The organism is Marinobacterium aestuarii, from assembly GCF_001651805.1.
GTDB lineage: Bacteria > Pseudomonadota > Gammaproteobacteria > Pseudomonadales > Balneatricaceae > Marinobacterium_A > Marinobacterium_A aestuarii.
The window spans coordinates 4,511,033-4,535,732 of record NZ_CP015839.1 but is presented as its reverse complement, the minus strand read 5'-3'; the positions used below and the strand labels follow the sequence as shown (position 1 = coordinate 4,535,732).

Below are 24,700 nucleotides of genomic sequence, written 5' to 3'. Positions count from 1 at the left end.
AGGAAAGTTGTAGTAGCTCAGCTGGTTAGAGCGTACCCCACTCTTTATGATAAAGAATGGGTGAGGTCGGTGGTTCAATCCACGTTGACATCACAGCCAATCAAACGCGGTTGACGCTGTTACCTGGTTACTCTCTGTACCAGGAAAAGTTCTGGGGCTATAGCTCAGCTGGGAGAGCGCCTGCTTTGCACGCAGGAGGTCTGCGGTTCGATCCCGCATAGCTCCACCATTTAAAAGAAAGCTGTAAGTCATAAGTTGCACACCGATCACGGTTTGAAGCTTATCGCTTAAAGCTGTCAGCTCGAAGCTTATCGCTTCAAGCTTGCTTTATCGCTCTTTAACAATATGGATTCGAATTAATTCGAGATATGTCTTGTACTGTAGTACAAGCGCCAATGGCGAAAAATCTTATCGAACTCTCGTCCTTACCAGACGCCTTCGGGTTATATGGTCAAGTGACGAAGCGTGCACGGTGGATGCCTTGGCAGTCAGAGGCGACGAAAGACGTGGTAGCCTGCGAAAAGCTTCGGGGAGGTGGCAAACAACCTTTGATCCGGAGATGTCTGAATGGGGAAACCCACCCAGTTTACTGGGTATCTTTTAGCTGAATACATAGGCTTTAAGAGGCGAACTCGGGGAACTGAAACATCTAAGTACCCGAAGGAAAAGAAATCAATTGAGATTCCCTTAGTAGCGGCGAGCGAACGGGGATTAGCCCTTAAGTTGGTTTGGTGTTAGCAGAAGGCACTGGAAAGTGCCGCCGTAGTGGGTGATAGCCCCGTATGCGAAAACGCCTTATCAATGAAAACGAGTAGGACGGGACACGTGTTATCCTGTCTGAACATGGGGGGACCATCCTCCAAGGCTAAATACTCCTGACTGACCGATAGTGAACCAGTACCGTGAGGGAAAGGCGAAAAGAACCCCTGTGAGGGGAGTGAAATAGACCCTGAAACCGTGTACGTACAAGCAGTGGGAGCGGTTCTTGAGACCGTGACTGCGTACCTTTTGTATAATGGGTCAGCGACTTAATTTCAGTAGCAAGGTTAACCGTATAGGGGAGCCGTAGGGAAACCGAGTCTTAATAGGGCGTTTAGTTGCTGGGATTAGACCCGAAACCGGGCGATCTATCCATGGGCAGGTTGAAGGTTGAGTAACATCAACTGGAGGACCGAACCGACTACCGTTGAAAAGTTAGCGGATGACCTGTGGATCGGAGTGAAAGGCTAATCAAGCCCGGAGATAGCTGGTTCTCCTCGAAAGCTATTTAGGTAGCGCCTCATGTCTCACCACCGGGGGTAGAGCACTGTTTCGGCTAGGGGGTCATCCCGACTTACCAACCCGATGCAAACTCCGAATACCGGTGAGTGCAATCATGGGAGACACACGGCGGGTGCTAACGTCCGTCGTGAAAAGGGCAACAACCCAGACCACCAGCTAAGGTCCCAAAGTTATCACTAAGTGGGAAACGATGTGGGAAGGCTCAGACAGCTAGGAGGTTGGCTTAGAAGCAGCCACCCTTTAAAGAAAGCGTAATAGCTCACTAGTCGAGTCGGCCTGCGCGGAAGATATAACGGGGCTAAGTGATACACCGAAGCTGTGGATGCCATTTATGGCATGGTAGAGGAGCGTTCTGTAAGCCGTTGAAGGGAAAGCTGTGAGGCATCCTGGAGGTATCAGAAGTGCGAATGCTGACATGAGTAACGATAATGGGGGTGAAAAACCTCCACGCCGGAAGACCAAGGTTTCCTATCCAACGCTATTCGAGGTAGGGTGAGTCGGCCCCTAAGGCGAGGCAGAAATGCGTAGTCGATGGGAAGCAGGTTAATATTCCTGCACCGGCGGTAACTGCGATGAGGGGACGGAGAAGGCTAGGCGAGCGCAGCGTTGGTTGTCTGCGTTTAAGGATGTAGGTTGGGGGATTAGGCAAATCCGGTCCCCCTTAAGACTGAGATCTGATGACGAGGTTCTTAGGAACTGAAGTCGTTGATGCCACGCTTCCAGGAAAAGCCTCTAAGCTTCAGGTTACCGCTGACCGTACCCAAAACCGACACAGGTGGTCAGGTAGAGAATACCAAGGCGCTTGAGAGAACTCGGGTGAAGGAACTAGGCAAAATGGTGCCGTAACTTCGGGAGAAGGCACGCTCCTGATGGTGACCCCCTCGCGGGGTGAGCTGTTGGGAGTCGAAGATACCAGGTGGCTGCGACTGTTTATTAAAAACACAGCACTCTGCAAACACGAAAGTGGACGTATAGGGTGTGACGCCTGCCCGGTGCCGGAAGGTTAATTGATGGGGTTAGCGCAAGCGAAGCTCTTGATCGAAGCCCCGGTAAACGGCGGCCGTAACTATAACGGTCCTAAGGTAGCGAAATTCCTTGTCGGGTAAGTTCCGACCTGCACGAATGGCGTAACGATGGCCACACTGTCTCCACCCGAGACTCAGTGAAATTGAAATAGCTGTTAAGATGCAGTTTACCCGCGGCTAGACGGAAAGACCCCGTGAACCTTTACTATAGCTTCACAGTGGACTTTGACATTACTTGTGTAGGATAGCTGGGAGGCTTTGAAGCGTGGACGCCAGTCTGCGTGGAGCCAATCTTGAAATACCAGCCTGGTACTGTTGAGGTTCTAACTCTGGACCGTAATCCGGTTCGAGGACATTGTGTGGTGGGTAGTTTGACTGGGGCGGTCTCCTCCCAAAGAGTAACGGAGGAGCACGAAGGTACCCTCAGCATGGTCGGAAATCATGCATTGAGCGCAAGAGTAGAAGGGTGCTTGACTGCGACACTGACACGTGGAGCAGGTACGAAAGTAGGTTCTAGTGATCCGGTGGTTCTGCATGGAAGGGCCATCGCTCAACGGATAAAAGGTACTCCGGGGATAACAGGCTGATACCGCCCAAGAGTTCACATCGACGGCGGTGTTTGGCACCTCGATGTCGGCTCATCACATCCTGGGGCTGAAGCCGGTCCCAAGGGTATGGCTGTTCGCCATTTAAAGTGGTACGCGAGCTGGGTTTAGAACGTCGTGAGACAGTTCGGTCCCTATCTGCCGTGGGCGTTTGAGATTTGAGAAGAGTTGCTCCTAGTACGAGAGGACCGGAGTGAACGAACCTCTGGTGTTCCGGTTGTCACGCCAGTGGCATTGCCGGGTAGCTACGTTCGGACGGGATAACCGCTGAAAGCATCTAAGCGGGAAGCCCCCTTCAAGATGAGATCTCACTGGGGCCTTGAGCCCCCTAAAGGGCCGTTTAAGACTAAGACGTTGATAGGCGGGGTGTGTAAGCGCTGCGAGGCGTTGAGCTAACCCGTACTAATTGCCCGTGAGGCTTGACCATATAACGCCCAAGGCGTTTGGTTGCCTGCTCCGACTGAAAAGAACGAGCAGGCGAAAAGCACGAGAGAGACGAGATTGACGCATTGGCATGAGCTTGTGCTGCAGACAAGACATAATCGAATTAAGCTACGTCGCGACAGACCACCATCTGTCGCGGCCAGAATCCATATTGTACAAGTTTTGCTTGGCGACAATAGAGCTGTGGAACCACCTGATCCCATCCCGAACTCAGTAGTGAAACGCGGTATCGCCGATGGTAGTGTGGGGTTTCCCCATGTGAGAGTAGGTCATCGCCAAGCATTTAATAACGGAAACCCCGGTCTCGATGAGGTCGGGTTTTTCCGTATGGGGTATTGTTCAGCGATGACCCTCACATGGGGCAGGTAGACAGCGCCGCTCGCGGGCCGCCCAGCCATGTGATAGTAGGGTCAAAACGGGACTTGTCGAAGCGCAGCTTTGACCCGGTTTGACGACCGCGGCATACTTGTCTGCGGGACGGCTCGCCAGCGAGGCGCCAAGCATTTATTCAACGAAAACGCCTCGACCTTCGGTCGGGGCGTTTTTGTGTGTGAATTGCGGAATCCCGCGGTTATTAGCCAGGGCTTCTTATGGAAAACGGAGTAACAGTTCTGCGTGCAGTTAGTGCTCGGAAGTTAGGGGTTAGCCGTTGCTGGCAACTGGTATTGCGGTCAGAACTGCCAACGAAGGTTCAGATTATAAGTAGGCTCGTGATCATTGCTGTTTTGTGTCGGGTCGCCGGTAGGTTGGGCGTATTCAAAACCTACGCGATAGTATTGGATATCCGTTAGATCAAGGCCGAGGGCAACGGAAGATAATTGGTGTTGTATGCCCATGGCGTTGGATTCTGAATGCGCGGTGTCCAGCACTAGATAGGGTTCGATTCTTTTTATGATGACGGAGTCTGAGGGTATTAAATAACGTAGCTCTATCTCGGCCGCGTAGCCTTTGTCCCCCTGCGCCTGGGCGCCTGGATAACCCCGGCCAAAGTGACGACCTCCGTATCGAACACTTTCGGCTGAAGGCAGTTGGTCGTCCGACCAGAAAATATTTGTTTTTGTCTGTACTTGCCATTTAGGCGATAAACGTACTTTCCAGAGTGCATCCAGATTTATAAGGGTGAAGTTGAGGGACTCGGTGCCCTGAGTTGTCGTCCCGGACCTTGTGCTCTCATTCTTTTCATTACCAAGCTCTAAACCCTGCTTTATGCGCCCGTGAACCTGATAGGTCTGCTCCCCGGTTTTTTTGAGCCAATTCGAATTTATTTCTACAGCTGAGTAACGCAAAAGCTTGTCGACCTCTGTTGTGCTCGTGGAGTCGGAGCTGATAACGAAGTGGGAATCTTCATTAAGGTGCTGTAAGGATGCTCCGCCCCACCAGCTAGACGACCTGAAAAGAAGGAAAGGGTAATTAATTCCTAGCCGGAAACGGTTACGGTTTTTTTCTTCAGATATAGTGAGAGGTGAGCTGCCCGAGTAAATTTTATTTATGTCGGTGTTGTTGTAATGGTTGGCTGCAGCTTCTAGCTGCAGGCCGTTGGAATTCAAATCTTGGCGATATGTGATTGCGTAATAGCTATTTACAGTATTATTAGGGACCAGGGTTGATAGGCTAAGGCGGTCGGCATTCGAGGTGAGAGACTGGATATTGGCTGTTGCCAGAATTCTAGTATCGTCCTGGCTATTATTTTCCAGCCCCAGGTTTGACTCGAATTTTTTTGACTTTACCTCTTCTATCCGAATCGTGGTGGCTCCACTTATTGTTTTTGGTTTTGGTGCGCTGATGCGAAATCGATAGCCTGTGTGCTTTCTATTAGGGCTATGGCGCGGTCAAATGTTGCAGTCTTTAGTGGTCTCTGGTTCTTTATTTTTTCAATTAATGTATGTACTCGATGTTGTATATCTTGATCTTCGATCAGGATTTCACTGCGGCCAATGTACCCCTCTATTAAATATATTTCCAACCTTCCGCTTGATAGATCCTGCTTTGGAAGGTAAGCATAGGACAGCGGGTAACCGGCATCTCGATATTTTATATTAATGCTGTTAAGAACCGAACGTAAGTCGCCAGGCTTTACCGCTTTCCCGATGAGAGGGTTTACCAACTTCGAGATTTCTGAAAGTTCAAAGACAGAACCACCCCTGAAGCTGACATGCTTTATTGTATAGGAAGGTGATTTATCGATCTGTTCTGTTGTAGCGCTGTCGGGGTGTTCGAGTTTGAATTTTTCAGTTTCGTCGATGGATTGGAACTCTTCGTCGACGATAAAGGGAGGCTCTTCGGCGTAGGCTTGAGTCGACAGTAACTGGGAAAGAATGGATCCTGCCAGTAGGCATGATGGCATTTTGAAAAACATATTCGGGCTGCCTTGCTGAGTCCGGACGGACCGCTATTCACTTCTAGCTGGTCTGGTGAAACGCTAGAGACTAACGGCTGCTGAAAAAAAACCGACCACTCTGTACGAAACGGACAGGGTGATCGGTCCTGCTTATGCAGCCTGAGTTGGGGCGGCTATCGGATTACAGTAATCCACCGACCAGAGGATCCAGAAGTGTATTGTCAAGGGTATCTACCAGCCCCTCATTAGCAATAGTTTCCGAAGAGGGAAGGCCTGTACCCGTCAGGCCGCCCAGTATATCGGTTGCCGATCCCAGGAGGTCGCCGTCACCAGACTGGAGCCCATCAGTCGTGCCGGTTACAGGATCCAGCAGGCCTCCGTCACCGCCGAGCAGCCCACCGGTCAGTCCATCGACGGTATCGAGTAGAGGGTCGATCAGGCCGACATCAGTCCCCGTCAGTCCACCGCTGGTCAGTCCATCTACGACGTCAGTCACTGGGCTCAGCAGGCCGCCGTCAGTACCCGCGAGCCCACCGGTCAGTCCGCCTACGGCATCGGTCACAGGACTCAGCAGGCCGCCATCTGTGCCTGATAGTCCCCCAGTCAGACCCTCTACAGTATCAGTAACGGAACTGAGGAGGTTGCCATTGTCAGCGCCTAGTACGGAGTCGAGAGCGTCCAAGGGGCTGCCATTGTTATCCAGTCCGGCTAGCAGATTGTTAAGATCCAGAGCTTCACCGGTATCAGTGGCATCAGCCAGGGAGAGAAGTCCGCCGGCGTCAATAACCAGGCGGCCCACGCCCTGTACTGTTCCGCCGGTGCTGGCCAGAACGGCGTTGTCATTGTTGGCAAGATCACCGCCCAGTATTACAACTGCGGTACCTGACTGCTCCAGAAGGCTAGTGGCCACTGGGCCGACGACCAAAGCCTGACCGATAACCTGTGTGCCTCCTTCGGTTTCTGCGATCAAAGGACGAATCACACCTGTCAATTCTGTTGTCAATCCGCTCAGGGCGCCGTTCTCTTCGGTTAGCGCGAGGGTGAGGGTATCAGACAGGTCCGTACGAGGCCAAGTTCGGAGGCAGTACCGCCCAGCGTTGTGAGCAGGCCGGTCTGTGCATCCAGTTGGGCGAATACCGGCATTGTATTCACTGACTCGATGGTCGTGCCGAGTATTTCAACCCCGTTGCCGATCTCGGATGTCGCACCGGTAACGCCTGCCAGGGTAGTCCCCAGAGCGTTCTCGTTTTCGGTCAATGATCCCAGGCCATCATTCAGTCCAGTAGCCAGAGTGCCAACAGCGTCACCGGTGTTGACCAGGACTTCACCAGTTCCGCTGGTTATGGAGCCCACCATTGGCAGGTTTTGCTGGCTGATGGTTGTGCCTAGGGTTCTTACCAGGTTGCCGGTAGAATCCACAGTGTCGGCAACATCCGTCACGATCTTAGCAGTAAGAGTGGTTTTTCCCGGAGTCGCTGTCCCGCCGTCGGTGTCGCCACCATCAACAGGAGTGCCGCCGCCACCACCGTCTGATGTCTGAGTGACAGTTTGGTTGCCTTGGCAACCGGCCAGGAGGGAAGCTGCAAGCAATACGGACAGGTATTTTCGTACGTTGTTAATGGGCATGTTAATTCCTTTTAAAAGTAGTCCCAACTCCCTGGGCGTGCATGGATCTCATATACTCCCGGTTCTGGGAGTTGTGCTGTATCGAGTCAGGCGTCTCGATGGATTCGATCTATCGCTTACAGTATATGAGGTGTTTGGCGATACTAGTTCAATATTTGTGCGAAAGCTAGAATTTTGCCGTCTCAGTCTGTGGCTTGTTTGATCCAAAACATCATGAAAATTATTACAGATCAGTGTTGTACACGGCGGCTGCGGTCTGTGTTTCTGGCGCCAGAATTCCCTGTTTGTATCGTGCTTTTGGTACCGGACAGCCTGAGTACAACGTGATATCGTAGCTGCAACCCTGCCGGAGTTGTAGATGCTGATAATCAAGCCGGTAACCATGACAAGAAGATTTACATGAGGTGCCCTGTGGCGACTGAGCAGCTAATTGATCCTTTCGGACGCCAGATTACCTACGTACGGATGTCGGTGACGGATCGTTGTGATTTCCGTTGCGTCTACTGTATGGGCGAGGACATGACGTTCCTGCCGCGCCAGCAGGTCCTGTCGCTAGAAGAGATCCAGACTATTGCCAAGGCTTTCACGGAGCTGGGGGTGAACAAGGTTCGCCTGACCGGCGGCGAGCCTCTGGTGCGACGTGATGTCATCACTCTGTTTGATGGTATCGGCAAACTGGAGGGGCTGCGCGAGTTCTGTGTGACGACCAATGGCTCGCAGCTGCGCCGTTATGCCCGGCAGCTGAAGGATGCCGGTGTGAATCGTCTGAATATCAGTCTCGACAGTCTGCAGCCGGATCGCTTTCTGCGTCTTACCCGTACCGGGCGGCTGGAGCAGGTTCTGGATGGTATTGAGGCTGCAAGGGAAGCAGGATTCGAACGCATCAAACTGAATGCCGTTGTGCTCAAGGGGCGCAACGACGACGAGGTGCATGAACTGGTGCGCTATGCCCGGGATCGTTCCCTGGACATCAGCTTTATCGAGGAAATGCCTCTGGGGCAGATATCCGAGCATGACCGCGCCGAAACCTTCTGTTCCAGTGACGACGTACGGGCGCTGATTGAGCCGTACTATCCGCTGCTGCCGACGACCGAGTCCAGCGGTGGCCCTTCGAAATACTGGCGCATGGCGGACAGTAACAGTCGTGTCGGTTTTATTTCGCCCCACAGCCATAACTTCTGCGGAGACTGTAACCGGGTACGGGTGACGGTGGAAGGCCGCCTGTTACTCTGCCTGGGTAACGAAGATTCGCTGGATCTCAAGGCGTTGCTGCGACGCTACCCCGGTGACATTGAACGTCTCAAGGCCGCTATAGTGGAAGCCATTGTGCACAAGCCGGAGCGCCACCACTTCAGTAATGACGGCGACGTACAGATAGTTCGCTTCATGAACATGACCGGGGGCTAATAGCCCTGCGCGGTACATCTGCCTTCTTGCTCCTATTTACAAGATCAGTGCCTGCCTGATAGGCAGGCACTGTGTCTTCGTCTCTGCCTGAATGCTCTATTGGCGGCAGCCCCTCAAAGTACCCGGCGCTGGCGTCGATCGGTCTTGCTGTGTTTGACGCGCTTGCCGGTGCGTCTGTCTATGCCACTGCGTCTGTCCATGAAGCGTACCTTTTCATGCTTCCGGAGCTCTGTGAGCCAGCGAACGCCCTCCGGGTCTATGTGGTGTACCGCCGAGAAATCCACTACCAGCTCATCCTGTTGGCTTATGGCCTTGTGGAACAGGGATTCGATTACCGGCAGAGACCCATAATAGATGTTGCCCTTGATGCGCAGAATATTGCCGTCCATCGACACATTGGGGTGGGCTTTTTCCCATTTCGCATAGGCCAGCGCCAGCAGGGAACCACAGATTACCGCGCCAAAGAGCCCGAAAACATGCACCGATACAAAGGATGCCGAAAATACGATGGCTTCGGGGAGGTTGTGGAAATGCGGCTTTATATCCGACCACTTAATCATGTTGGCGCCGACGATCATGATGGTGGCGGCCATGGCGGGGATCGGAATAATGGCAATAAGGTCGGAGAAAAACAGCACCAGCAGTAACAGTATCAGGCCTGAAAAAACCGCTGCCAGGCGGCTGACGGCCCCCATGGCGTGCATCAGCCACATGCGGTTGAACGAAGCACAGGTCGGCAGCGAGGATATAAAGGGCAGCAGGCAGTTGCTGAGACTGTCGGCGAAGATGCCATGGCGCGCGCTGATGTAGTGTCCCTGCTTGCGATTCATGCGGCGCATGGCAGCCACCGTCTGAAACAGCCCCAGCAATGCCAGCGTGATGGCACCTGGAATAATGCTGATCAGGTCGGGCATGGCTTCCTGGGTGAACAGCGGAAGGGACGGGAACACAAAGCCAATGGCGGACATGTCGGCGGTCTGCTCGATCAGGGTATTTTCCAGGCCGTAGCGGCTGTTGAGGTATTCCGACAGCAGGGTGCCGGCGATGATCCCCAGCAGGATGGCGGCATTGCGAATGGGCTGAAACTGCCGCGCCAGTACGGTGACCACCAGGGTCACCAGGCCTATGTGGATGGCATGCATGTTGCCAATTTCGAGCATGGCAAGGAAGGTCTGCCAGGCTATCCACAGGGGCCATTCCACCTCTGTATTAATCGGCAGGCCGGCAAAGCCCGCAAAGGATTTGAAGATCAGAAACAGGCCTATGCCGCAGATCATGCCGTTAATCACAGGCTCACTGAGAAAGTCCAGCATGCGGCCGAGGGCGGGAATCAGCAGGAACAGCAGCTGGAAGACGCCAGCCATCAGAATCAGGCTCAGGGCGTAGCCGATATAGTCATTGCCGAACTGGGGTGCCACCGGCAGCAGGGTCACGCCTATCACCGCCGACATGGCGCTGTTCGGGCCGCCGTGGAATATTCGCGAGGGGTTGAGCAGGGCGGTGAACAGCACGCCCCAGATAGCGGCATAGATGCCGAAGTAGGGCGGCAGCCCTGCCAGGGTCGTGGAAAAGGCGATCGCCTGGGGCAGGACTACTACCGCCAGGGTGAGGCCTACCAGCAGACTGTTGCCGATCGCGTAGTCTTTGCCGCGGTTCATCAGGGAGGCGTGCATGCTGGATCCTTGGATTTACGGCTTGTTGGCGTGAAAGTTTTCAACGGCAGCCACCAGGGGTGGCATGACAAACATCATCACCTGCTGCCAGGCCGCGGCCAGCGGTCCCTGCTTGTCGCCGGCGGGTCTGGGCAGGTTGCTGATATAAAAGGCGATGTCGCGGCATTCCTGGGGCTCCAGGGTACCTTCCTGGCCCAGTGGCATATTGCGGCAGATAAATCCGGGCAGGATGGTCGAAACAAAGGAAAAGTTGTTGCGTGATTGCAGGTTGAAGGCATCGGGGCCGGCCACGGCGGGGAAGAGTACCTGCTTGTCCACCAGGGTGCCCAGCCCCTGCTGGCCATGGCACTGGGCGCATTTGTCCCGGTACAGCGACTGTCCGCGCACATAGTCGTCACCGCGCTTGTCGGTCATGGAGGCGGTGACCTCGTCGATACCCTGTTCGGGGTAGCGGTTGCCGATACGAAGATCCAGCGCGGCGGACAGAAAGCGGCTGTAAGCCGTCACATCGCCGATCAGATCGTCGGCGATATTGGGCTTGAAGCCATTGGATGAGTTGATATAGCACTGCATCTGGCGCAGTTCGTAGGGCAGCAAGATGCCGGTGAAGCGGTCATACATGTCGGCCATGACCCAGGAGGCCCCCAGGCTCAGGGAACCTATCTGGGGCTCGCCGTCGGGGTTCTGCTTGTCGCCGATCCCCTGGTGGCAGTGATCACAGCTGGTCTGGTTACCGCGTACAAAGCGGGTCGAGTTCCAGCGCTCGAGCCGATTGTCCTCGGCATGCTGGCCCTGCAGGTCGTCGATGATATTGCAGCCGCGCTCAATGGCGCGCACATCTTCTGCGCTGTAACCCTGCCTGACGACCTGCTGGCCGGTCTTTTGCTCGATGTAGGGCGAAATGTAGACGTCGCCGGGCTTGAGCCCATAGTCCGACAGCTTCGCCTCACAGCCGGGTGTGAGCGTGACCGCGCTCTGGCGAATCTGCGCCCGTTCGCCGTGATAACTCTGGGCCACGCCGTAGAGGCCTGCCAGCAGGGCGAGCAGCAGCCCTAACTGGGTGATTTTCAGGGTTCGCTGGGAGAGTTCCATCAGGGGGATACTCCCAGGCTGCCCTCACCGAGTTGCAGGTGATGGGCCACCATGCGGGCAAAGATGCGCACATCACGCACCGCCGGGTCGTAAATCGTCGGCACGAAGCCATCCAGGTGCTTGGCATAGCAGCGCATCACGCTTTCCTCAAAGGATACACGTCGGTCCAGCTCAGGTACGAATCTATCCCCGTTGACCAGGGCATAGGCCAGATCTTCATTGCTGTGGCAACTGCTGCAGCTGTTGTTGGCATCGGTGGCGGATTTGCGGGTAAAGCGCCAGGCATAGTCGGGTGTATGGTGCGTCAGGTTGTAGCCGTTTTGCACGGCCCGCACAAAATAGCCGTCGCGACCGAAATTGTCGACCTGGTAGGCCTCCCGAAAGTCGTCCCAGCCGGGCTCGGTGCGGGTCTGGTGCGAGAAGGTGGCAAGTCCAGAACCCAGATGTACCCAAAGCACAAACAGCAATAGCATGACGGTACACAATAGTGGTCGTACTGTAGCGCTCAGCGTCTCTTTGCGGGCGGCTCTGGCACGCAATACTGCAGGCGAATGGGCGGGTTGTTGCATGCTGACTTACATCTCCTTGTCTTTACTCAGTCGCGGGCAGACCTGGCTGGGCAGGGTTGCCTGATAGGCGTCGACCGTCATGGGCCGGGCCAGCAGGTAGCCTTGCAGGTAATCACAGCCCTGCTGTTGCAGGAAGTCACGCTGCTCGATGGTTTCCACGCCTTCGGCGACAACACGCAGCCCAAGGCGATGGGCCATCACTACTATGGCGCCGATAAGAGCACAGCCGTCCTGATCCTGTGGCAATCCCTGAATAAAGCTGCGGTCGATCTTGAGTGCGTCGAAGGAGAAGCGCCGCAGGTAACTGAGGGATGAGTAGCCGGTGCCAAAGTCGTCCAGGCTGAGCTTGAGCCCCATGGCCTGCAGCTGATCCAGTGTTTCGCTGATCTTGGCGTGGTCATCCAGCAGAATATTTTCCGTCATCTCCAGCTCGAGCATGTTCGCCGGAATGCGATGCTCTGTCACCAGATCCTGGATGACTGAAATCAGCCGTTCCTGCAGTTGCAGGCGGGATATGTTGATCGCCAGGGTACCGGGGGCAAGCCCCAGGTCGAGCCAGTGTCGCAGCAAGGATGTGGCCTGTTGCAGCACCCAGTCGCCGATGGGGATTATCAGCCCGGTGGCTTCAGCCAGGGGGATAAAGGTTGCCGGGTTGATAGTGCCATTTTGCGGGTGTTGCCAGCGCAGCAAGACTTCCGCCCCTATGGGCCGGCAATGGCCGGCCTGAACGATGGGCTGGAAGTAGAGCTCCAGCTCGCCGCGCTCGACCGCCAGGTGCAGGTCCTGCTCGAGCTGCAGCCGTTGGCGTACCTGCACGTTCATTTCCTGGGTGAAGAAACAGATGGGCAGGTGGCCCGGGGTTTTGGCCTGATACATGGCGTTGTCGGCGTTGGCCATGAGCTCTTCTGCGCTGATACCATCATCCGGGTAGAGTGCGATGCCGATACTGCAATGCACTATGACTTCACGGCTGTACAGCATCATGCGCTCGGAGGTGGCTTCGAGCAGTCGTGTTGCGATCTGCTTCACTTCATCAATATTCTGTATCCGCGGCAGCAGTACCAGGAATTCATCACCGCCCAGGCGTGCCAGGGTATCTACATCACGCAGACGGGACAGCAGGCGGGCGCCAAGCATGGCCAGTAGTTCGTCACCGGCGGCATGTCCCATGGTGTCGTTGACCACCTTGAAGTTGTCCAGATCAATAAAGATCACCGCAAGCAGCTCATTGTGGCGCCGTGCCTGATGCAGCTCGTGTTCCAGCCGATCGATGGCCATCATGCGGTTAGGCAGTGAGGTCAGCGCATCATGGTTAGCTTGATAGTGCAGCTTGGCCTGCTCCTCACGTATGGCGTGAATCATTGCATTGAAGGTTTCGGCCAGGCTGCCTAGCTCGTCGCTTGAGGTCACCGCCACTTCTTCCAATTCGCCAAGGCCGACATTGCGGGAGGCGGCCATCAGGCGGTTGACGGGGCCCATGACGTTGTAGCGGAAGACCCAGAAGATGGCACTGCACAGGAACAGGATGATCAGACCGTAGATCGAACTTTGAATCAGTAGCTGGCGCTGGGTCTGGGAGTGCAGCTGCTCGCGACTGATGCCGACCTTAAGCTGCCCCAGCGGGCGATCGCCATGGCTGATGGGAAATTCCATGGGCAGCAGGTCATAAAGGCTGGACGACAGGCGCGTCACCAGTTGGGCCGTTTTGGGCGGGGTCAAAGGAGCGGTTTCCAGATCCAGATCAAGCGCCTGCAGGGCATCCAGTACGCGGGGGTCCTGGCGATTGAAAAAGGACGTGAGGGGCGTGCCTTTGGCGTTGACGATAACGCCGTAGACGACATCGCGCTGGCGCGACACTTCGCGGGCATACTCGTTGAGGGTCAGGAAATCGAAGCTGAGCATGGCTTCGGGGCTGATCAGTGCGATCAGGTGGCCGAGTACGCGGCCGCGCTCGTTAAGTTGCTGTTCCAGCAACTGATTCTGGCTGTGGATAAAGTAGTAGGCATTGAGTGCGAGCGTCACCGACAGAATGCCACTGACAATAAGAATGAACCTGGAGGCTAAGCGCACTTCTATGCTCCGTCGTCAGGGACGATCCTGACTGGGCGGCATGACCTGATCAATGATACGCCTGTGGGGGGCGTAGCTGTCGTCATTGGCAATTCCTATGCCAGTCATTTGGGCCTGTTTAAGGATTGCCAAGCCTTCCTGGCTGGCTTCGAGACCGATCAGCAGCGCCTGAATTTGTGCCGCGTCTTCGTCCTCCATGGTGCGGCGTACTGCCCAGGGCAGGTGCAACAGCTGTTCTGTGACGGCAAGGTGGGTCAGCTGACTGGTGTCCACACTGTCCTTGACCACCTTGAGGTCGATCAGAATATCGCCAGCACCGCTGGCCTGGGCTTCATCATAGTACAGTCCGATCAGTGAGTTGGGTGGACTTTTGGCAAAAATTTCCCGGTAGTCACCCGGCTGCAGACCGGCCTGCATCAGCAGGTAGCGTGGCAGTATATAGCTCATCATGGCGTCCTGGCCGCCGCCAAAAATGATCGTCTTGCCGCGTAACTGTTCGACGCGGGTAATACCGCTATCTTTTTTGACATAGAGTGCGCCGGCGACAGTGCTGCGGTCGAACTCCCTGTTATGGGCGATGACGCGGTACTGCACGGATGAACGGACATAATGGAACTGGTTGTAGTGCACTATATCGAAACGCTCATCCTTTACGTCCTGCAGAAAACTGTCGAAGTCCTTTGATGTGACCAGTTGTATCTTGCGTCCGAGCGACTTGCTCAGGTATTCAACCAGGGGCGTAAAGAGTTCCGTTGTCAGGGTCGCGTTGCGCCTTGGCAGTATGCCGAGCGTCAGCGGCTCCTGGGTTGCGGCCCGGGGCGCCAGGGTCAGAGCATCGGCCAGCAGTGAAGCCACGACCAGCAGCAGGATAGCGGCCCATCGCAGCAGCATGACTGGGCGCGGGTGGCTGGAGACATGGGGATAGACAGGTGAATGCTGGTGGCGATATAACATCCTGTTGTCTCCCGAGTAATTCATACGTTTGTTTGGATGGCACCCGATACTAGAGTAGGTGCTGGAATCCTGTCAAACATCAATATATAACGCATTGAATTTATTGGCTTCTTTGTGCAGCTGCACAGCGTGGCTGGTCGCTGGGTGACAGCGTTGGATGCACCGTTTTTTACCATTAACGGGACGCATCTGGGTCTCACTTCTGGCCAAAGTTGACCTCTTTGCGGGGATGGGGGTAGGGTGGAAACATGACAAATATTGGATCTTTTACCTTTCAGTATGACCAGGGCGAAGATCGCATCCGGCTGATTGGCAATATGAACAACGGCCAGCCACGGGTCGATTTCTGGCTCACAAGGCGTCTGTGCCTGCGTATTCTGGGCGCCGCGGACGAGTTGATTCGCAGGACTTCAAAGCAGGTCAGTCGTACGGCGCCGGAACATCGGGAAGCCGTCGCGCAGTTTGAGCATGAACAGGCCCGTGAAGCACTGCAGGTGCAGGAGGCGCCGCTGCAGACGCGGGCGCCGGCCGCAGTGCTGCACAGGCTCGATGCCAGCTTTCGCGGCGGGCGCTATCAGCTGAGTTTCTTTACCGGCGATAGCGACGAGGTGGCTGCAGTCAGTGTGCTCAATTACGCCGAGCTGCATCAGGTTCTGCATCTGCTGCACCGTGGCAGCCAGTCGCTGGACTGGGGGGCGCCTGCGCAGCTGTTTGACACTCAGGTGCCGACCAGCCAGACGCTGCAGTAAGCGTTAGCCCCGTTGCATCTTGCGGGCGTCGGCGGTGCATGTCGTCGCCGGTCGCGGTATTATGCGGTGCCTGATTCCTGCCCCACTAGAGTCGACTTTCCTTACTATGTCCTTTTTGTCTGCGCCGCCGCGCAAGCCCTTCGTTGCCCGGGGGTTCCAGAGTTAGTCGCTGTGAGCGCTGCCTGCTGCCGCAGCTGCGCTGCATCTGTGAATACCGCGTTGAGATTGAGGCGCAGGCGCGCTTCTGGCTGCTGACACACCGCAATGAGGTCTACAAGCCGACCAATACTGGTCGGCTGATTCTGGATACCATCGCCCGGTCTCGCACCTTTGCGTGGAGTCGCACCGAGCCTGACCCCGACCTGCTGGAGCAACTCGCCAATCCGGGCCTAGACCCTTACCTGGTGTTTCCTGCAGCACCGGATTATGACCAGCGCATGGTGGAGTTCGAGCCCAAGCCCGGTCGCGAGCCGGTATTCATCATTCTTGACGGTACCTGGCGACAGGCGCGGCGCATGTTTCGTCACAGTCGTTACCTGGATCAGGTGCCGGTGATAGAGCCGCGCAGCCAGCGCCAAACCCGCTACGATCTGCGCACCCAGGCGCAGGATCATCATCTGTGCACCTGTGAAGTGGCAGCCGCCTTGCTGGAGCAGATAGGGGATGCGCCCAGCGCTGAGGTGCTGGACGCCTATTTCGAAGTCTTCAACGAGTACTACCATGCCTCCCGGCGTACGCGGCCAATGAGTGATCTAGCCGCGTCCAAGCAGCGCCTGGCCGAAGCACGGGCGCAAGCGCTGGAGAACTGAGTCTGCAGTTATTCTGCCAGATAACCCTGGCGGCCGGCCTGTACGGCAAAACACATGGCCTGGGCCATTAATACCGGTTCCTGGGCGTGGGCTATGGCCCTGTCTATTACCACCGCATCACACCCCAGCTCCATCGCCAGCGCTGCATCGGAGGCGCGGCAGATACCGCCGAGCAGCACCGGTATGCTGGCCTGATCAATGAGTCTGCGCAGGTTGCCGGGGTTGTACTGCGTCAGATGCGAGCCCGGCGGCGCGCCCATGGGCATCAGGGCGGCGGCGCCCATGGCTTCCAGGCGCCTGGCGATGACCGGATCGTCATTGCAGTAGACCAGCAACCGAAAGCCGTCGTTGATCAGTGTCTGTGCCGCGCTCAGGGTCGCCGGAATATCGGGGTAAAGCGTCTGCTCATCGCCGAGCACTTCCAGTTTTACCAGATTCTGGCCATTGAGCAGTTCACGGGCCTGGTGGCAGCATTCGATGGCATCCTCTGCGTTGTAGCAGCCGGAACTGCTGGGCAGGATCATGAATTCGTCGGGAGTGAGGGTGTCGAGCAGATTGGCTTCGTCGTTGCGCTGGCCAAGATTGTTGCGCCGTACCGAGACACAGAGGATTTCTGCACCACTGGCTCTGGCGGCAATCAGGGCGCGCTGTGGATCGCGGTAGTAGCCAATATCGAGCAGCAGGCGCGAGTCGAACAGCTGGCCGTCGATGGTAAAGCGATCAGATTCGTTTTCCGGGTCATGCATCTTGGCAGACTCCCTTTTCCGAAAGTATCCAGGCGGCGCTTTCAGCCCCCGCCAATGGCGTGGACGATCTCCACGCGATCGTTGTTATTCAGCGTCACAGTTGCATGCGCTGTGCGCGGCACTATCTCTGCATTCAGCTCTATTGCCAGGCGTCGTCCGCTAAGACCCAGCTGTTCGATCAGGTCGGTAAGGCTGTGACCTTCAGGTATCCGGGTGGCCTGGCCATTGATGTGACACTGAATCATGCTGATCTTCCGCAACGCAGGTTAAGCTAGCTGCCTAGTAGTCTAGCCATGCCATAGTGGGCCTGAATCGATGGCGTCACTAGAGCCAGCCGGACTTGCGGGGTCGGTCCAGTTGGGTGCAGTCATTGTGCGGGTCTGGGCGCGCAGGCGTCTTTTTTTGCCGCCCAAGCCAGCTGTGGCGGGCTGGCATCATAGGTGGTAAACAACTGGTTCTAACCCGACCTGAGGGATAAATTTAGCTTGTTAGGCATCAACAGGACATTGGTGTCCGGAGCTTGCCCTTGTTGGCGTTTGCAGGATGTATCGGCACACGTCAACAGGATTCAGCCTCCTGCCCGTTCTCGCAAGTACTACTCCATACAGACAGGGGGTGAACATCATGAAGCACGATGTAAACGAATACGACGCAGTCGCCGTTATAGCCAGTGATCGCAAGCATGTTTGGCATCACATTACCCAGCACAAGCAGTTCGAGCAGAACGATCCGATGGTGATCGTGGAAGGCAAGGGCATGCGCGTCTGGGATGCCAAGGGCAATGAATATCTGGACATGGTGTCCGGGGGTGTCTGGACGGTGAACGTAGGCTACGGCCGCGAGTCCATCGCCGATGCGGTGCGCGATCAGCTGGTGAAGATGAACTACTTCGCCCAGTCCGCCGGCAACATTCCGGCGGCGCAGTTCGCTGAAAAGCTGATTGAAAAAATGCCTGGCATGAGTCGCGTTTACTACTCCAACTCGGGCTCTGAAGCCAACGAGAAGGCGTTCAAAATCGTGCGTCAGATTGCCCACAGGAAGTACGGTGGCAAGAAGCACAAGATTCTGTTCCGTGAGCGTGACTACCACGGCACCACCATCACTGCCCTGAGCGCCACCGGTCAGTTTGAGCGCAAGCATCAGTACGGCCCCTTTACCCCGGGTTTTGTTGAGTTCCCGCATTGCAGCGAATACCGCTCGCAGTTCGGTGATGTCGACGACTACGGTGTGCGTGCTGCGCTGGAAATGGAAAAGGTCATTCTGGCCGAAGGTCCCGATACCGTGGGTGCGGTCTGCCTGGAGCCGATCACCGCCGGCGGTGGCGTGATTACGCCGCCCCAGGGTTACTGGGACAAGATTCAGGAAATCTGCAAGAAGTACGACATCCTGCTGCACATCGACGAAGTCGTCTGTGGCCTGGGTCGTACCGGCAAATGGTTCGGTTATCAGCACTACGGCATCAAGCCTGACATGGTGACCATGGCCAAGGGTGTAGCGTCCGGTTATGCGGCTATTTCCTGCACCGTGACCACCGAAGCCGTGTTTGACGCCTTCAAGGATGATCCGTCTGATCGCATGAGCTACTTCCGTGATATCAGCACCTTCGGCGGCTGCACCGCAGGTCCTGCGGCGGCACTGGCCAACATGAAGATCATTGAGGACGAAAACCTGCTTGAGAACGCCACTCAGATGGGTGAGTACCTGATGGGGCGCCTGCACCAGCTGTATGACAAGTATGACGTCATTGGTGATGTGCGCGGCAAGGGACTCTTCGCGGGTCTGGAGCTGGTCAAGGACCGCCAGAGCAAGGAGCCGGTGGATGAAAGCCTGGCGATCGCCATCGCGGCAGACTGCATGAAGCAGGGCGTGATCATTGGCCGCACCAACCGCAGCTTCGAGCAGTTCAACAATACGCTGTGCTTCAGCCCGGCGCTGATTGTGACCCAGGCGGAGCTGGATCAGATGATCGATGCGCTGGACAACGCCTTCGCCCGTCTGGCCCCCAACGCCTGATTGGCTGCTGTCGGCCAGCCGGGTGGCTGGTCGATTTTTTCAACCCTGCGGGCATGCTGTGCATGACCGTGGGGTTTCTGCGTTCTGGGGCCGGAAGTCAGCTCGCTGGCCGGCTGAACGCCTTTTAATATCAGTGATATACTGATGTTTCCGGGTCAGACTCGGCAAGTGACAGAATGGCATAATAATCCTCGGCGCTTTGGCAGGAACACGGCTTTGGCGTCGGAAACAGGTATGGTCCGCGGATGTTTCAACTCTTTCACCTTTCTCCAGAAAAACCCGCCAGCCTGCAGCAACAGCTGCGTGAGCAGATTGCCGCCGGCATACTGAACGGCAATATTCCCCTGGATAGCCCGCTACCTTCCAGTCGCAAGCTGGCCAAGCAGCTCAATATTGCGCGCAACACCGTCGTGCTGGCTTACGAACATCTGCTGGATGATGGCTATCTGATCGCCCGCGAGCGCAGTGGCTACTACGTCAACCCGGACATCATGTCGGGCAAGGTGGTGATCAAGCAGAGCCCCGTGGCCGCGGTGGAAGGCACGCCGCCGGACTGGTCGAGCTGTCTCAAGCTGTATCCGTCGAATCAGCAGAACTTGAGCAAGCCGCGGGACTGGCAAAAATACCCCTATCCGTTTATCTACGGTCAGTTCGATCCGACGCTCTTTCCCACCAACAACTGGCGCGAGTGCTGCCGCGATGCCGTGAGTGTGCCGGCGATTCGCGACTGGGCGTCGGACAGGTTCGACAACGACGATCCGCTGCTGGTGGAACAGATACGTACCCGCCTGTTGCCACGCAGAGGTGTCTGGGCGTCGGCTGATCAGATACTGGTGACCGTAGGCGCCCAGCAGGCGCTCTACATGCTGGCGCGTCTGCTGCTCGACAAGGACAGCATCATGGGCGTGGAGGATCCGGGCTATCTGGATATCCGCAATATCTCGACGCTCAATCCGTCCCAGGTGCGGCCGCTGCCGGTGGACGGCGATGGTCTGATTGTGGATGACAGCCTGAACGACCTCGATTGCCTCTATGTGACGCCGAGTCACCAGTGCCCGACGACCGCCACCATGCCCATAGAGCGGCGTTACGAGCTGCTCAAGCGGGCCAACGAGCACGACTTTGTCATCATCGAAGATGACTACGAAAGCGAAACCAACTTCAAGTCCAACCCGATTCCGGCGCTGAAAAGCCTGGATAGCAGCGGGCGGGTGCTTTATGTCGGCAGTCTGTCCAAGACGCTGGCGCCGGGCCTGCGGCTGGGCTATCTGGTGGGGTCGGCAGAGTTTATTCGCGAGGCCAGGGCGCTGCGCCGCCTGATGCTGCGCCACCCTGCGGCCAACAACCAGCGCTCGGTGGCACTCTTCCTGGAACGGGGCTACCACGATGCCCTGATCATGACCATTATGCGGGCCTACGAGGAGCGCTGGCAGGAAATGGGCGCGGCCCTGAGCGAATTTCTGCCGGCATCGTCGCAGAAACCCAGCTTCGGCGGTTCCTGTTACTGGGTCGAGGGGCCCGAGGGGCTGGATGCGCGTCTGCTGCGCAAGGAAGCGGCTGACCGTGGCATCCTGATCGAGTCTGGCGATCTGCATTTTGCGGGTGAAAACCCGCCGCTCAACTTCTTCCGGCTGGGGTATTCGTCCATCGGTGCCGAGCGCATCCGCCCCGGTATCAAGGCGCTGGCCGAACTCATTTCGGACATGACCTGAGCCTGGCCCCGGGTGCACCCTGTGCGCCCGGGATAAAAACAGAAGGGTTCTTTTGAAATAAAAGTATCAAATGATTGTGTTTTTGATACTGAGTGCCGTGTTTTTTATCCTGATTTTTCGTGCTAAGTCCCGTCCCGGGCATCTTTTCTCCCGTCTTTGAACGCCGCTCTCATGTCTGTCTTGCTCTTCAAAAAACACCTGTTTCAGGCCTGAAAGGCCCGTGGTTCGGCGCTTCTCGTCGAGCCTGAGTGGCTGTTCGTTCTGTTTGGGCCAGTCTGGCGCAACATCTGTGCGGAAACTGGTTCTACCTGTCATTGCTCCTCCCTCCTAATCTACAACCAAGCTGATCTGAAACATTCAGCCTCTGATCACAGGCATCCAGGGTGAGAAAGTCTCTGGGTGTGAGCTCACAACCGAATACAAAAAAATAATGACGGGAGTGGTGACAATGCTAATCGGAGTCCCCAAGGAAATTAAGAACCACGAGTACCGTGTGGGCATGGTCCCGGCCAGCGTGCAGGAACTCACCTCGCGCGGTCATCAGGTACTGGTGGAAACCCAGGCGGGCACTGGCATTGGCTTTGCCGATGTTGATTATGTCGCCGCCGGTGCAACCATCGCAGCGACTGCTGCAGACGTCTTTGCCAGGGCCGAGATGGTGGTCAAGGTCAAGGAGCCGCTGGCGGTAGAGCGCAAGCAGCTGCGGGCCGGCCAGGTACTCTTTACCTACCTGCATCTGGCGCCGGATCTGGCCCAGACCGATGACTTGCTGGCCAGTGGCGCCACCTGCATCGCTTACGAAACCGTCACCTCAGAGCGCGGTGGTCTGCCGCTGCTGGCACCGATGTCCGAAGTGGCCGGTCGCATGTCCATCCAGGCCGGTGCTGCCTGTCTGGAAAAATCCCGCGGCGGACGCGGCATGCTGCTCGGTGGTGTTCCGGGTGTTGAATCCGCCAAGGTCGTCATTATTGGTGGCGGTGTGGTGGGCAGCAATGCCGCCCGCATGGCCATTGGCCTGGGTGCTCAGGTGGTGGTGCTGGATCGCTCCGTCGATGTGCTGCGCCGACTGGTATCCGAGTTCGGTACTCAGGTGCAGACGGTTTACTCCAGCAAGGCGGCACTGGAAGAGCATGTGCTCTCGGCCGACCTGGTGATTGGCGGTGTACTTATTCCGGGGGCTGCGGCGCCAAAGCTGGTGACCGCCGAGATGGTCAAGCGCATGAAGCCAGGCTCTGCGGTGGTGGATGTGGCGATTGATCAGGGCGGTTGCTTTGAAACCTCCCACGCCACCACCCATGAAGATCCAACCTATATCGTTGATGACGTAGTGCATTACTGCGTTGCCAATATGCCGGGGGCAGTGGCGAGAACCTCCACTTTGGCCCTCAATAACGCCACGCTGCCGCACATTCTTGCGCTGGCGGACCTGGGATGGGAAGAGGCGATCCGAAGGGATGCGCATCTGGCCAATGGCCTCAACATTCATGCGGGCGCAGTGGCCTGCAAGGAAGTTGCCCAGGCTCTGGGAAAAGAATTTGTCCCTTACAAGGCAAAGTAAATAAAAACTGGTACCCAACGGCCGGCGGCGGTTCCGTCGTCTGCAACAGCAAAGCAAAGGAAAACTGATATGGCTCGTATGACTCCAAGTGAGGCGATGGTCGAAACTTTGGTCGCCAATGGCGTTACCGATATGTTCGGTATCATGGGTTCTGCCTTTATGGACGCCATGGATATCTTTACGCCGGCAGGCATTCGTTTTATTCCTGTCGTGCATGAGCAGGGCGCCGGCCACATGGCTGACGGCTATGCCCGTGTCAGCGGTCGCCACGGTGTCTGCATCGCGCAGAACGGTCCTGGTATCACCAACTTTGTAACCGCTATTGCGGCGGCTTACTGGGCGCACAGCCCGGTGGTCTGCATCACGCCGGAAACCGGTTCCATGTCCAACGGCCTGGGCGGATTCCAGGAAGCGCAGCAGCTGCCGTTCTTCGAAACCATCACCAAGTACCAGGGCCACGTTGCCAACCCTGCGCGCATGGCTGAACTGACGGCGCGCTGCTTCGACCGTGCCATGCACGAAAACGGCCCGACTCAGCTGAACATCCCGCGTGACTTCTTCTACGGCGATATCGACGTTGAAATCCCGCAGCCCATGCGTATCGAACGCGGTGCGGGTGGCGAGCAGAGCCTGGCTCAGGCGGCTGAACTGCTGGCTGGGGCCAAGAACCCTGTCATCATCTCCGGTGGCGGTGTTGTTATGGCTGATGCCCTGGGCGAATGTCAGGCACTGGCTGAATTCCTCGGCGCACCTGTTGTTAACAGCTATCTGCACAACGACTCCTTCCCGGCGTCCCACGCTCTGTGGTGTGGTCCTCTGGGTTACCAGGGCTCCAAGGCTGCGATGAAGCTGCTGTCCCGCGCCGACGTTGTTGTCGCACTGGGCACCCGCCTTGGGCCTTTCGGTACTCTGCCGCAGCACGGTCTGGACTACTGGCCAAAACAGGCCAAAGTCATTCAGATCGACTGCGATGCCAAGATGCTGGGTCTGGTGAAGAAAATTTCCGTGGGTATCTGCGGTGATGCCAAGGCCGCTGCGACCAACCTGCTGCAGCGTCTGGAAAACACTTCAGTTGCCTGCGTAGCCACCAAGGACGCGCGTGCTGAAGAAATCGCTGCTGAAAAAGCCAACTGGGAAAATGAGCTGAACGAGTGGATCCACGAGAAGGACGAGTTCTCGCTGGACATGATCAACGAACAGGCAGGCGAAGAAGGCAGCTTCCTGCACCCGCGTCAGGTTCTGCGCGAGCTGGAAAAAGCCATGCCGGAAAACGTCATGGTGTCCACCGACATCGGTAACATCAACTCCGTTGCCAACAGCTACCTGCGCTTTGAAAAACCGCGTTCTTTCTTCGCGGCCATGAGCTTCGGTAACTGCGGTTACGCCCTGCCGACCATCATTGGTGCCAAGGTTGCTGCGCCGAATCGTCCGGCCATCTCCTACGCCGGTGACGGTGCCTGGGGCATGTCCATGATGGAAATCCTGACCTGCGTACGTGAAAACATCCCGGTCACCTCCATTGTCTTCCACAACCGTCAGTGGGGCGCCGAGAAGAAAAACCAGGTGGATTTCTACAACCGTCGCTTTGTTGCCGGTGAACTGGAAAACCCGAGCTTCGCTGAAATCGCACGCTCCATGGGTGCTGAAGGCGTAACCGTCGATAAGCTGGAAGATATCGGACCGACTCTGCAGGCCGCTATCACCCGTCAGATGGAAGAAGGCAAGACCACCGTTATCGAGATCATGTGTACTCGCGAGCTGGGTGACCCGTTCCGCCGTGACGCCCTGTCCAAGCCGGTGCGCTACCTCGACAAGTACAAAGACTACGTTTAAGCCCCAAGGCCCAAAGCGTAATTACCCGACCAGTGCGGCCCCAGTGGCAGCGCTGGCCGGGCCCCCCGAAGGCCGCGGGCCTTCGGTCTGTTTTTGCGGGAAGACCAGCCGGTTTTCCTGATCGTTTGCACAAGCGTTTAACCGTTCTCTGTTTCTGGCCCCTGCGTCCGGGTGCTGTCTTATGCAGCCCAGATTG

At 56.5% G+C, this 24,700-nt stretch carries 18 protein-coding genes, 1 tRNA gene and 2 rRNA genes; 10 read left to right on the top strand and 11 right to left on the bottom strand.

The features are described from left to right. The first annotated feature begins 153 nt into the window (after nt 1-153). The 3 genes from A8C75_RS19855 to rrf all read left to right on the top strand — a co-directional run bounded on the left by A8C75_RS19855 (nt 154) and on the right by rrf (nt 3,636). A tRNA-Ala gene (locus A8C75_RS19855) sits at nt 154-229 on the top strand. A gap of 220 nt (nt 230-449) precedes the next feature. Beyond that, nucleotides 450-3,338 (top strand): 23S ribosomal RNA (locus A8C75_RS19850). Between the two features lie 182 nt (nt 3,339-3,520). Further along, nucleotides 3,521-3,636, top strand: a 5S ribosomal RNA gene (rrf, locus tag A8C75_RS19845). 390 nt (nt 3,637-4,026) lie between these two features. Here the strand turns inward: rrf and A8C75_RS19840 are convergent. The 4 genes from A8C75_RS19840 to A8C75_RS24130 form a co-directional block, all read right to left on the bottom strand. Continuing rightward, nucleotides 4,027-5,097 carry a ShlB/FhaC/HecB family hemolysin secretion/activation protein gene (locus A8C75_RS19840; protein ID WP_227820034.1) on the bottom strand — a complete coding sequence of 357 codons (1,071 nt, stop codon included), beginning with the start codon at nt 5,095-5,097 and terminating at the stop codon, nt 4,027-4,029. Nucleotides 5,098-5,111: 14 nt separating this feature from the next. Further along, nucleotides 5,112-5,711, bottom strand: a complete 600-nt coding sequence (locus A8C75_RS19835; RefSeq protein ID WP_067386101.1) for a POTRA domain-containing protein — start codon at nt 5,709-5,711, stop codon at nt 5,112-5,114. A gap of 163 nt (nt 5,712-5,874) precedes the next feature. Then, nucleotides 5,875-6,696, bottom strand: a complete 822-nt coding sequence (locus tag A8C75_RS19830; RefSeq protein WP_250636899.1) for a collagen-like triple helix repeat-containing protein — start codon at nt 6,694-6,696, stop codon at nt 5,875-5,877. Nucleotides 6,697-6,722: 26 nt separating this feature from the next. Further along, complete coding sequence (locus A8C75_RS24130; RefSeq protein WP_067386099.1) at nt 6,723-7,319, bottom strand: collagen-like triple helix repeat-containing protein; 597 nt, start codon at nt 7,317-7,319, stop codon at nt 6,723-6,725. Between the two features lie 399 nt (nt 7,320-7,718). On the opposite strand from A8C75_RS24130, the gene moaA reads away from it, so the two are divergent. Further along, the gene (gene moaA, locus A8C75_RS19820) at nt 7,719-8,726 is read left to right on the top strand and encodes a GTP 3',8-cyclase MoaA (RefSeq protein ID WP_067386098.1); all 1,008 of its coding nucleotides are present in this window, start codon (nt 7,719-7,721) and stop codon (nt 8,724-8,726) included. 113 nt (nt 8,727-8,839) lie between these two features. On the opposite strand, the gene A8C75_RS19815 is transcribed toward moaA, so the two are convergent. From A8C75_RS19815 to A8C75_RS19795, 5 genes are read right to left on the bottom strand one after another with little or no spacing between them, the layout of a single operon-like run. Continuing rightward, nucleotides 8,840-10,399, bottom strand: a complete 1,560-nt coding sequence (locus A8C75_RS19815) for a SulP family inorganic anion transporter (protein ID WP_067386097.1) — start codon at nt 10,397-10,399, stop codon at nt 8,840-8,842. A 15-nt stretch (nt 10,400-10,414) separates the two neighbouring features. Continuing rightward, on the bottom strand, nt 10,415-11,491 hold the full coding sequence (locus tag A8C75_RS19810) for a c-type cytochrome (protein WP_067386096.1): 1,077 nt from the start codon (nt 11,489-11,491) through the stop codon (nt 10,415-10,417). Continuing rightward, nucleotides 11,491-12,060, bottom strand: a complete 570-nt coding sequence (locus A8C75_RS19805; protein ID WP_067386095.1) for a hypothetical protein — start codon at nt 12,058-12,060, stop codon at nt 11,491-11,493. Before A8C75_RS19805 ends, A8C75_RS19810 begins: the two co-directional genes overlap by 1 nt. A gap of 6 nt (nt 12,061-12,066) precedes the next feature. Further along, nucleotides 12,067-14,130: a putative bifunctional diguanylate cyclase/phosphodiesterase gene (locus A8C75_RS19800; protein WP_067386094.1), complete on the bottom strand. Its 2,064-nt coding sequence runs from the start codon at nt 14,128-14,130 to the stop codon at nt 12,067-12,069. Between the two features lie 15 nt (nt 14,131-14,145). Next, nucleotides 14,146-15,084 (bottom strand): phosphate/phosphite/phosphonate ABC transporter substrate-binding protein, encoded by a 939-nt coding sequence (locus A8C75_RS19795; RefSeq protein ID WP_067386093.1) that lies wholly within the window; start codon nt 15,082-15,084, stop codon nt 14,146-14,148. 248 nt (nt 15,085-15,332) lie between these two features. Between A8C75_RS19795 and A8C75_RS19790 the strand changes: the two genes are divergently transcribed. Together A8C75_RS19790 and A8C75_RS19785 are read left to right on the top strand one after the other, a co-directional pair. Then, a complete protein-coding gene (locus tag A8C75_RS19790; RefSeq protein WP_067386092.1) occupies nt 15,333-15,833 on the top strand; it encodes a hypothetical protein in 501 nt (166 codons plus the stop codon). A gap of 143 nt (nt 15,834-15,976) precedes the next feature. Next, nucleotides 15,977-16,642 carry a tRNA-uridine aminocarboxypropyltransferase gene (locus A8C75_RS19785; RefSeq protein ID WP_227819972.1) on the top strand — a complete coding sequence of 222 codons (666 nt, stop codon included), beginning with the start codon at nt 15,977-15,979 and terminating at the stop codon, nt 16,640-16,642. A gap of 8 nt (nt 16,643-16,650) precedes the next feature. On the opposite strand, the gene A8C75_RS19780 is transcribed toward A8C75_RS19785, so the two are convergent. Further along, a complete protein-coding gene (locus A8C75_RS19780; protein ID WP_067386091.1) occupies nt 16,651-17,388 on the bottom strand; it encodes a beta/alpha barrel domain-containing protein in 738 nt (245 codons plus the stop codon). 41 nt (nt 17,389-17,429) lie between these two features. Next, nucleotides 17,430-17,633 carry a sulfur carrier protein ThiS gene (gene thiS, locus A8C75_RS19775; RefSeq protein WP_067386090.1) on the bottom strand — a complete coding sequence of 68 codons (204 nt, stop codon included), beginning with the start codon at nt 17,631-17,633 and terminating at the stop codon, nt 17,430-17,432. A gap of 379 nt (nt 17,634-18,012) precedes the next feature. Here thiS and A8C75_RS19770 point away from each other — a divergent pair, with 379 nt between their 5' ends. The 4 genes from A8C75_RS19770 (at nt 18,013) to xsc (ending at nt 24,504) form a co-directional block, all read left to right on the top strand. Next, a complete protein-coding gene (locus tag A8C75_RS19770) occupies nt 18,013-19,401 on the top strand; it encodes an aminotransferase family protein (protein WP_067386089.1) in 1,389 nt (462 codons plus the stop codon). Between the two features lie 245 nt (nt 19,402-19,646). After that, complete coding sequence (gene pdxR, locus A8C75_RS19765; RefSeq protein ID WP_067386088.1) at nt 19,647-21,113, top strand: MocR-like pyridoxine biosynthesis transcription factor PdxR; 1,467 nt, start codon at nt 19,647-19,649, stop codon at nt 21,111-21,113. 448 nt (nt 21,114-21,561) lie between these two features. After that, on the top strand, nt 21,562-22,671 hold the full coding sequence (gene ald / locus A8C75_RS19760; protein WP_067386087.1) for an alanine dehydrogenase: 1,110 nt from the start codon (nt 21,562-21,564) through the stop codon (nt 22,669-22,671). 69 nt (nt 22,672-22,740) lie between these two features. Next, nucleotides 22,741-24,504, top strand: coding sequence for a sulfoacetaldehyde acetyltransferase (xsc, locus tag A8C75_RS19755; protein ID WP_067386086.1), 1,764 nt, complete (start codon nt 22,741-22,743; stop codon nt 24,502-24,504). Nucleotides 24,505-24,700: the final 196 nt, after the last annotated feature.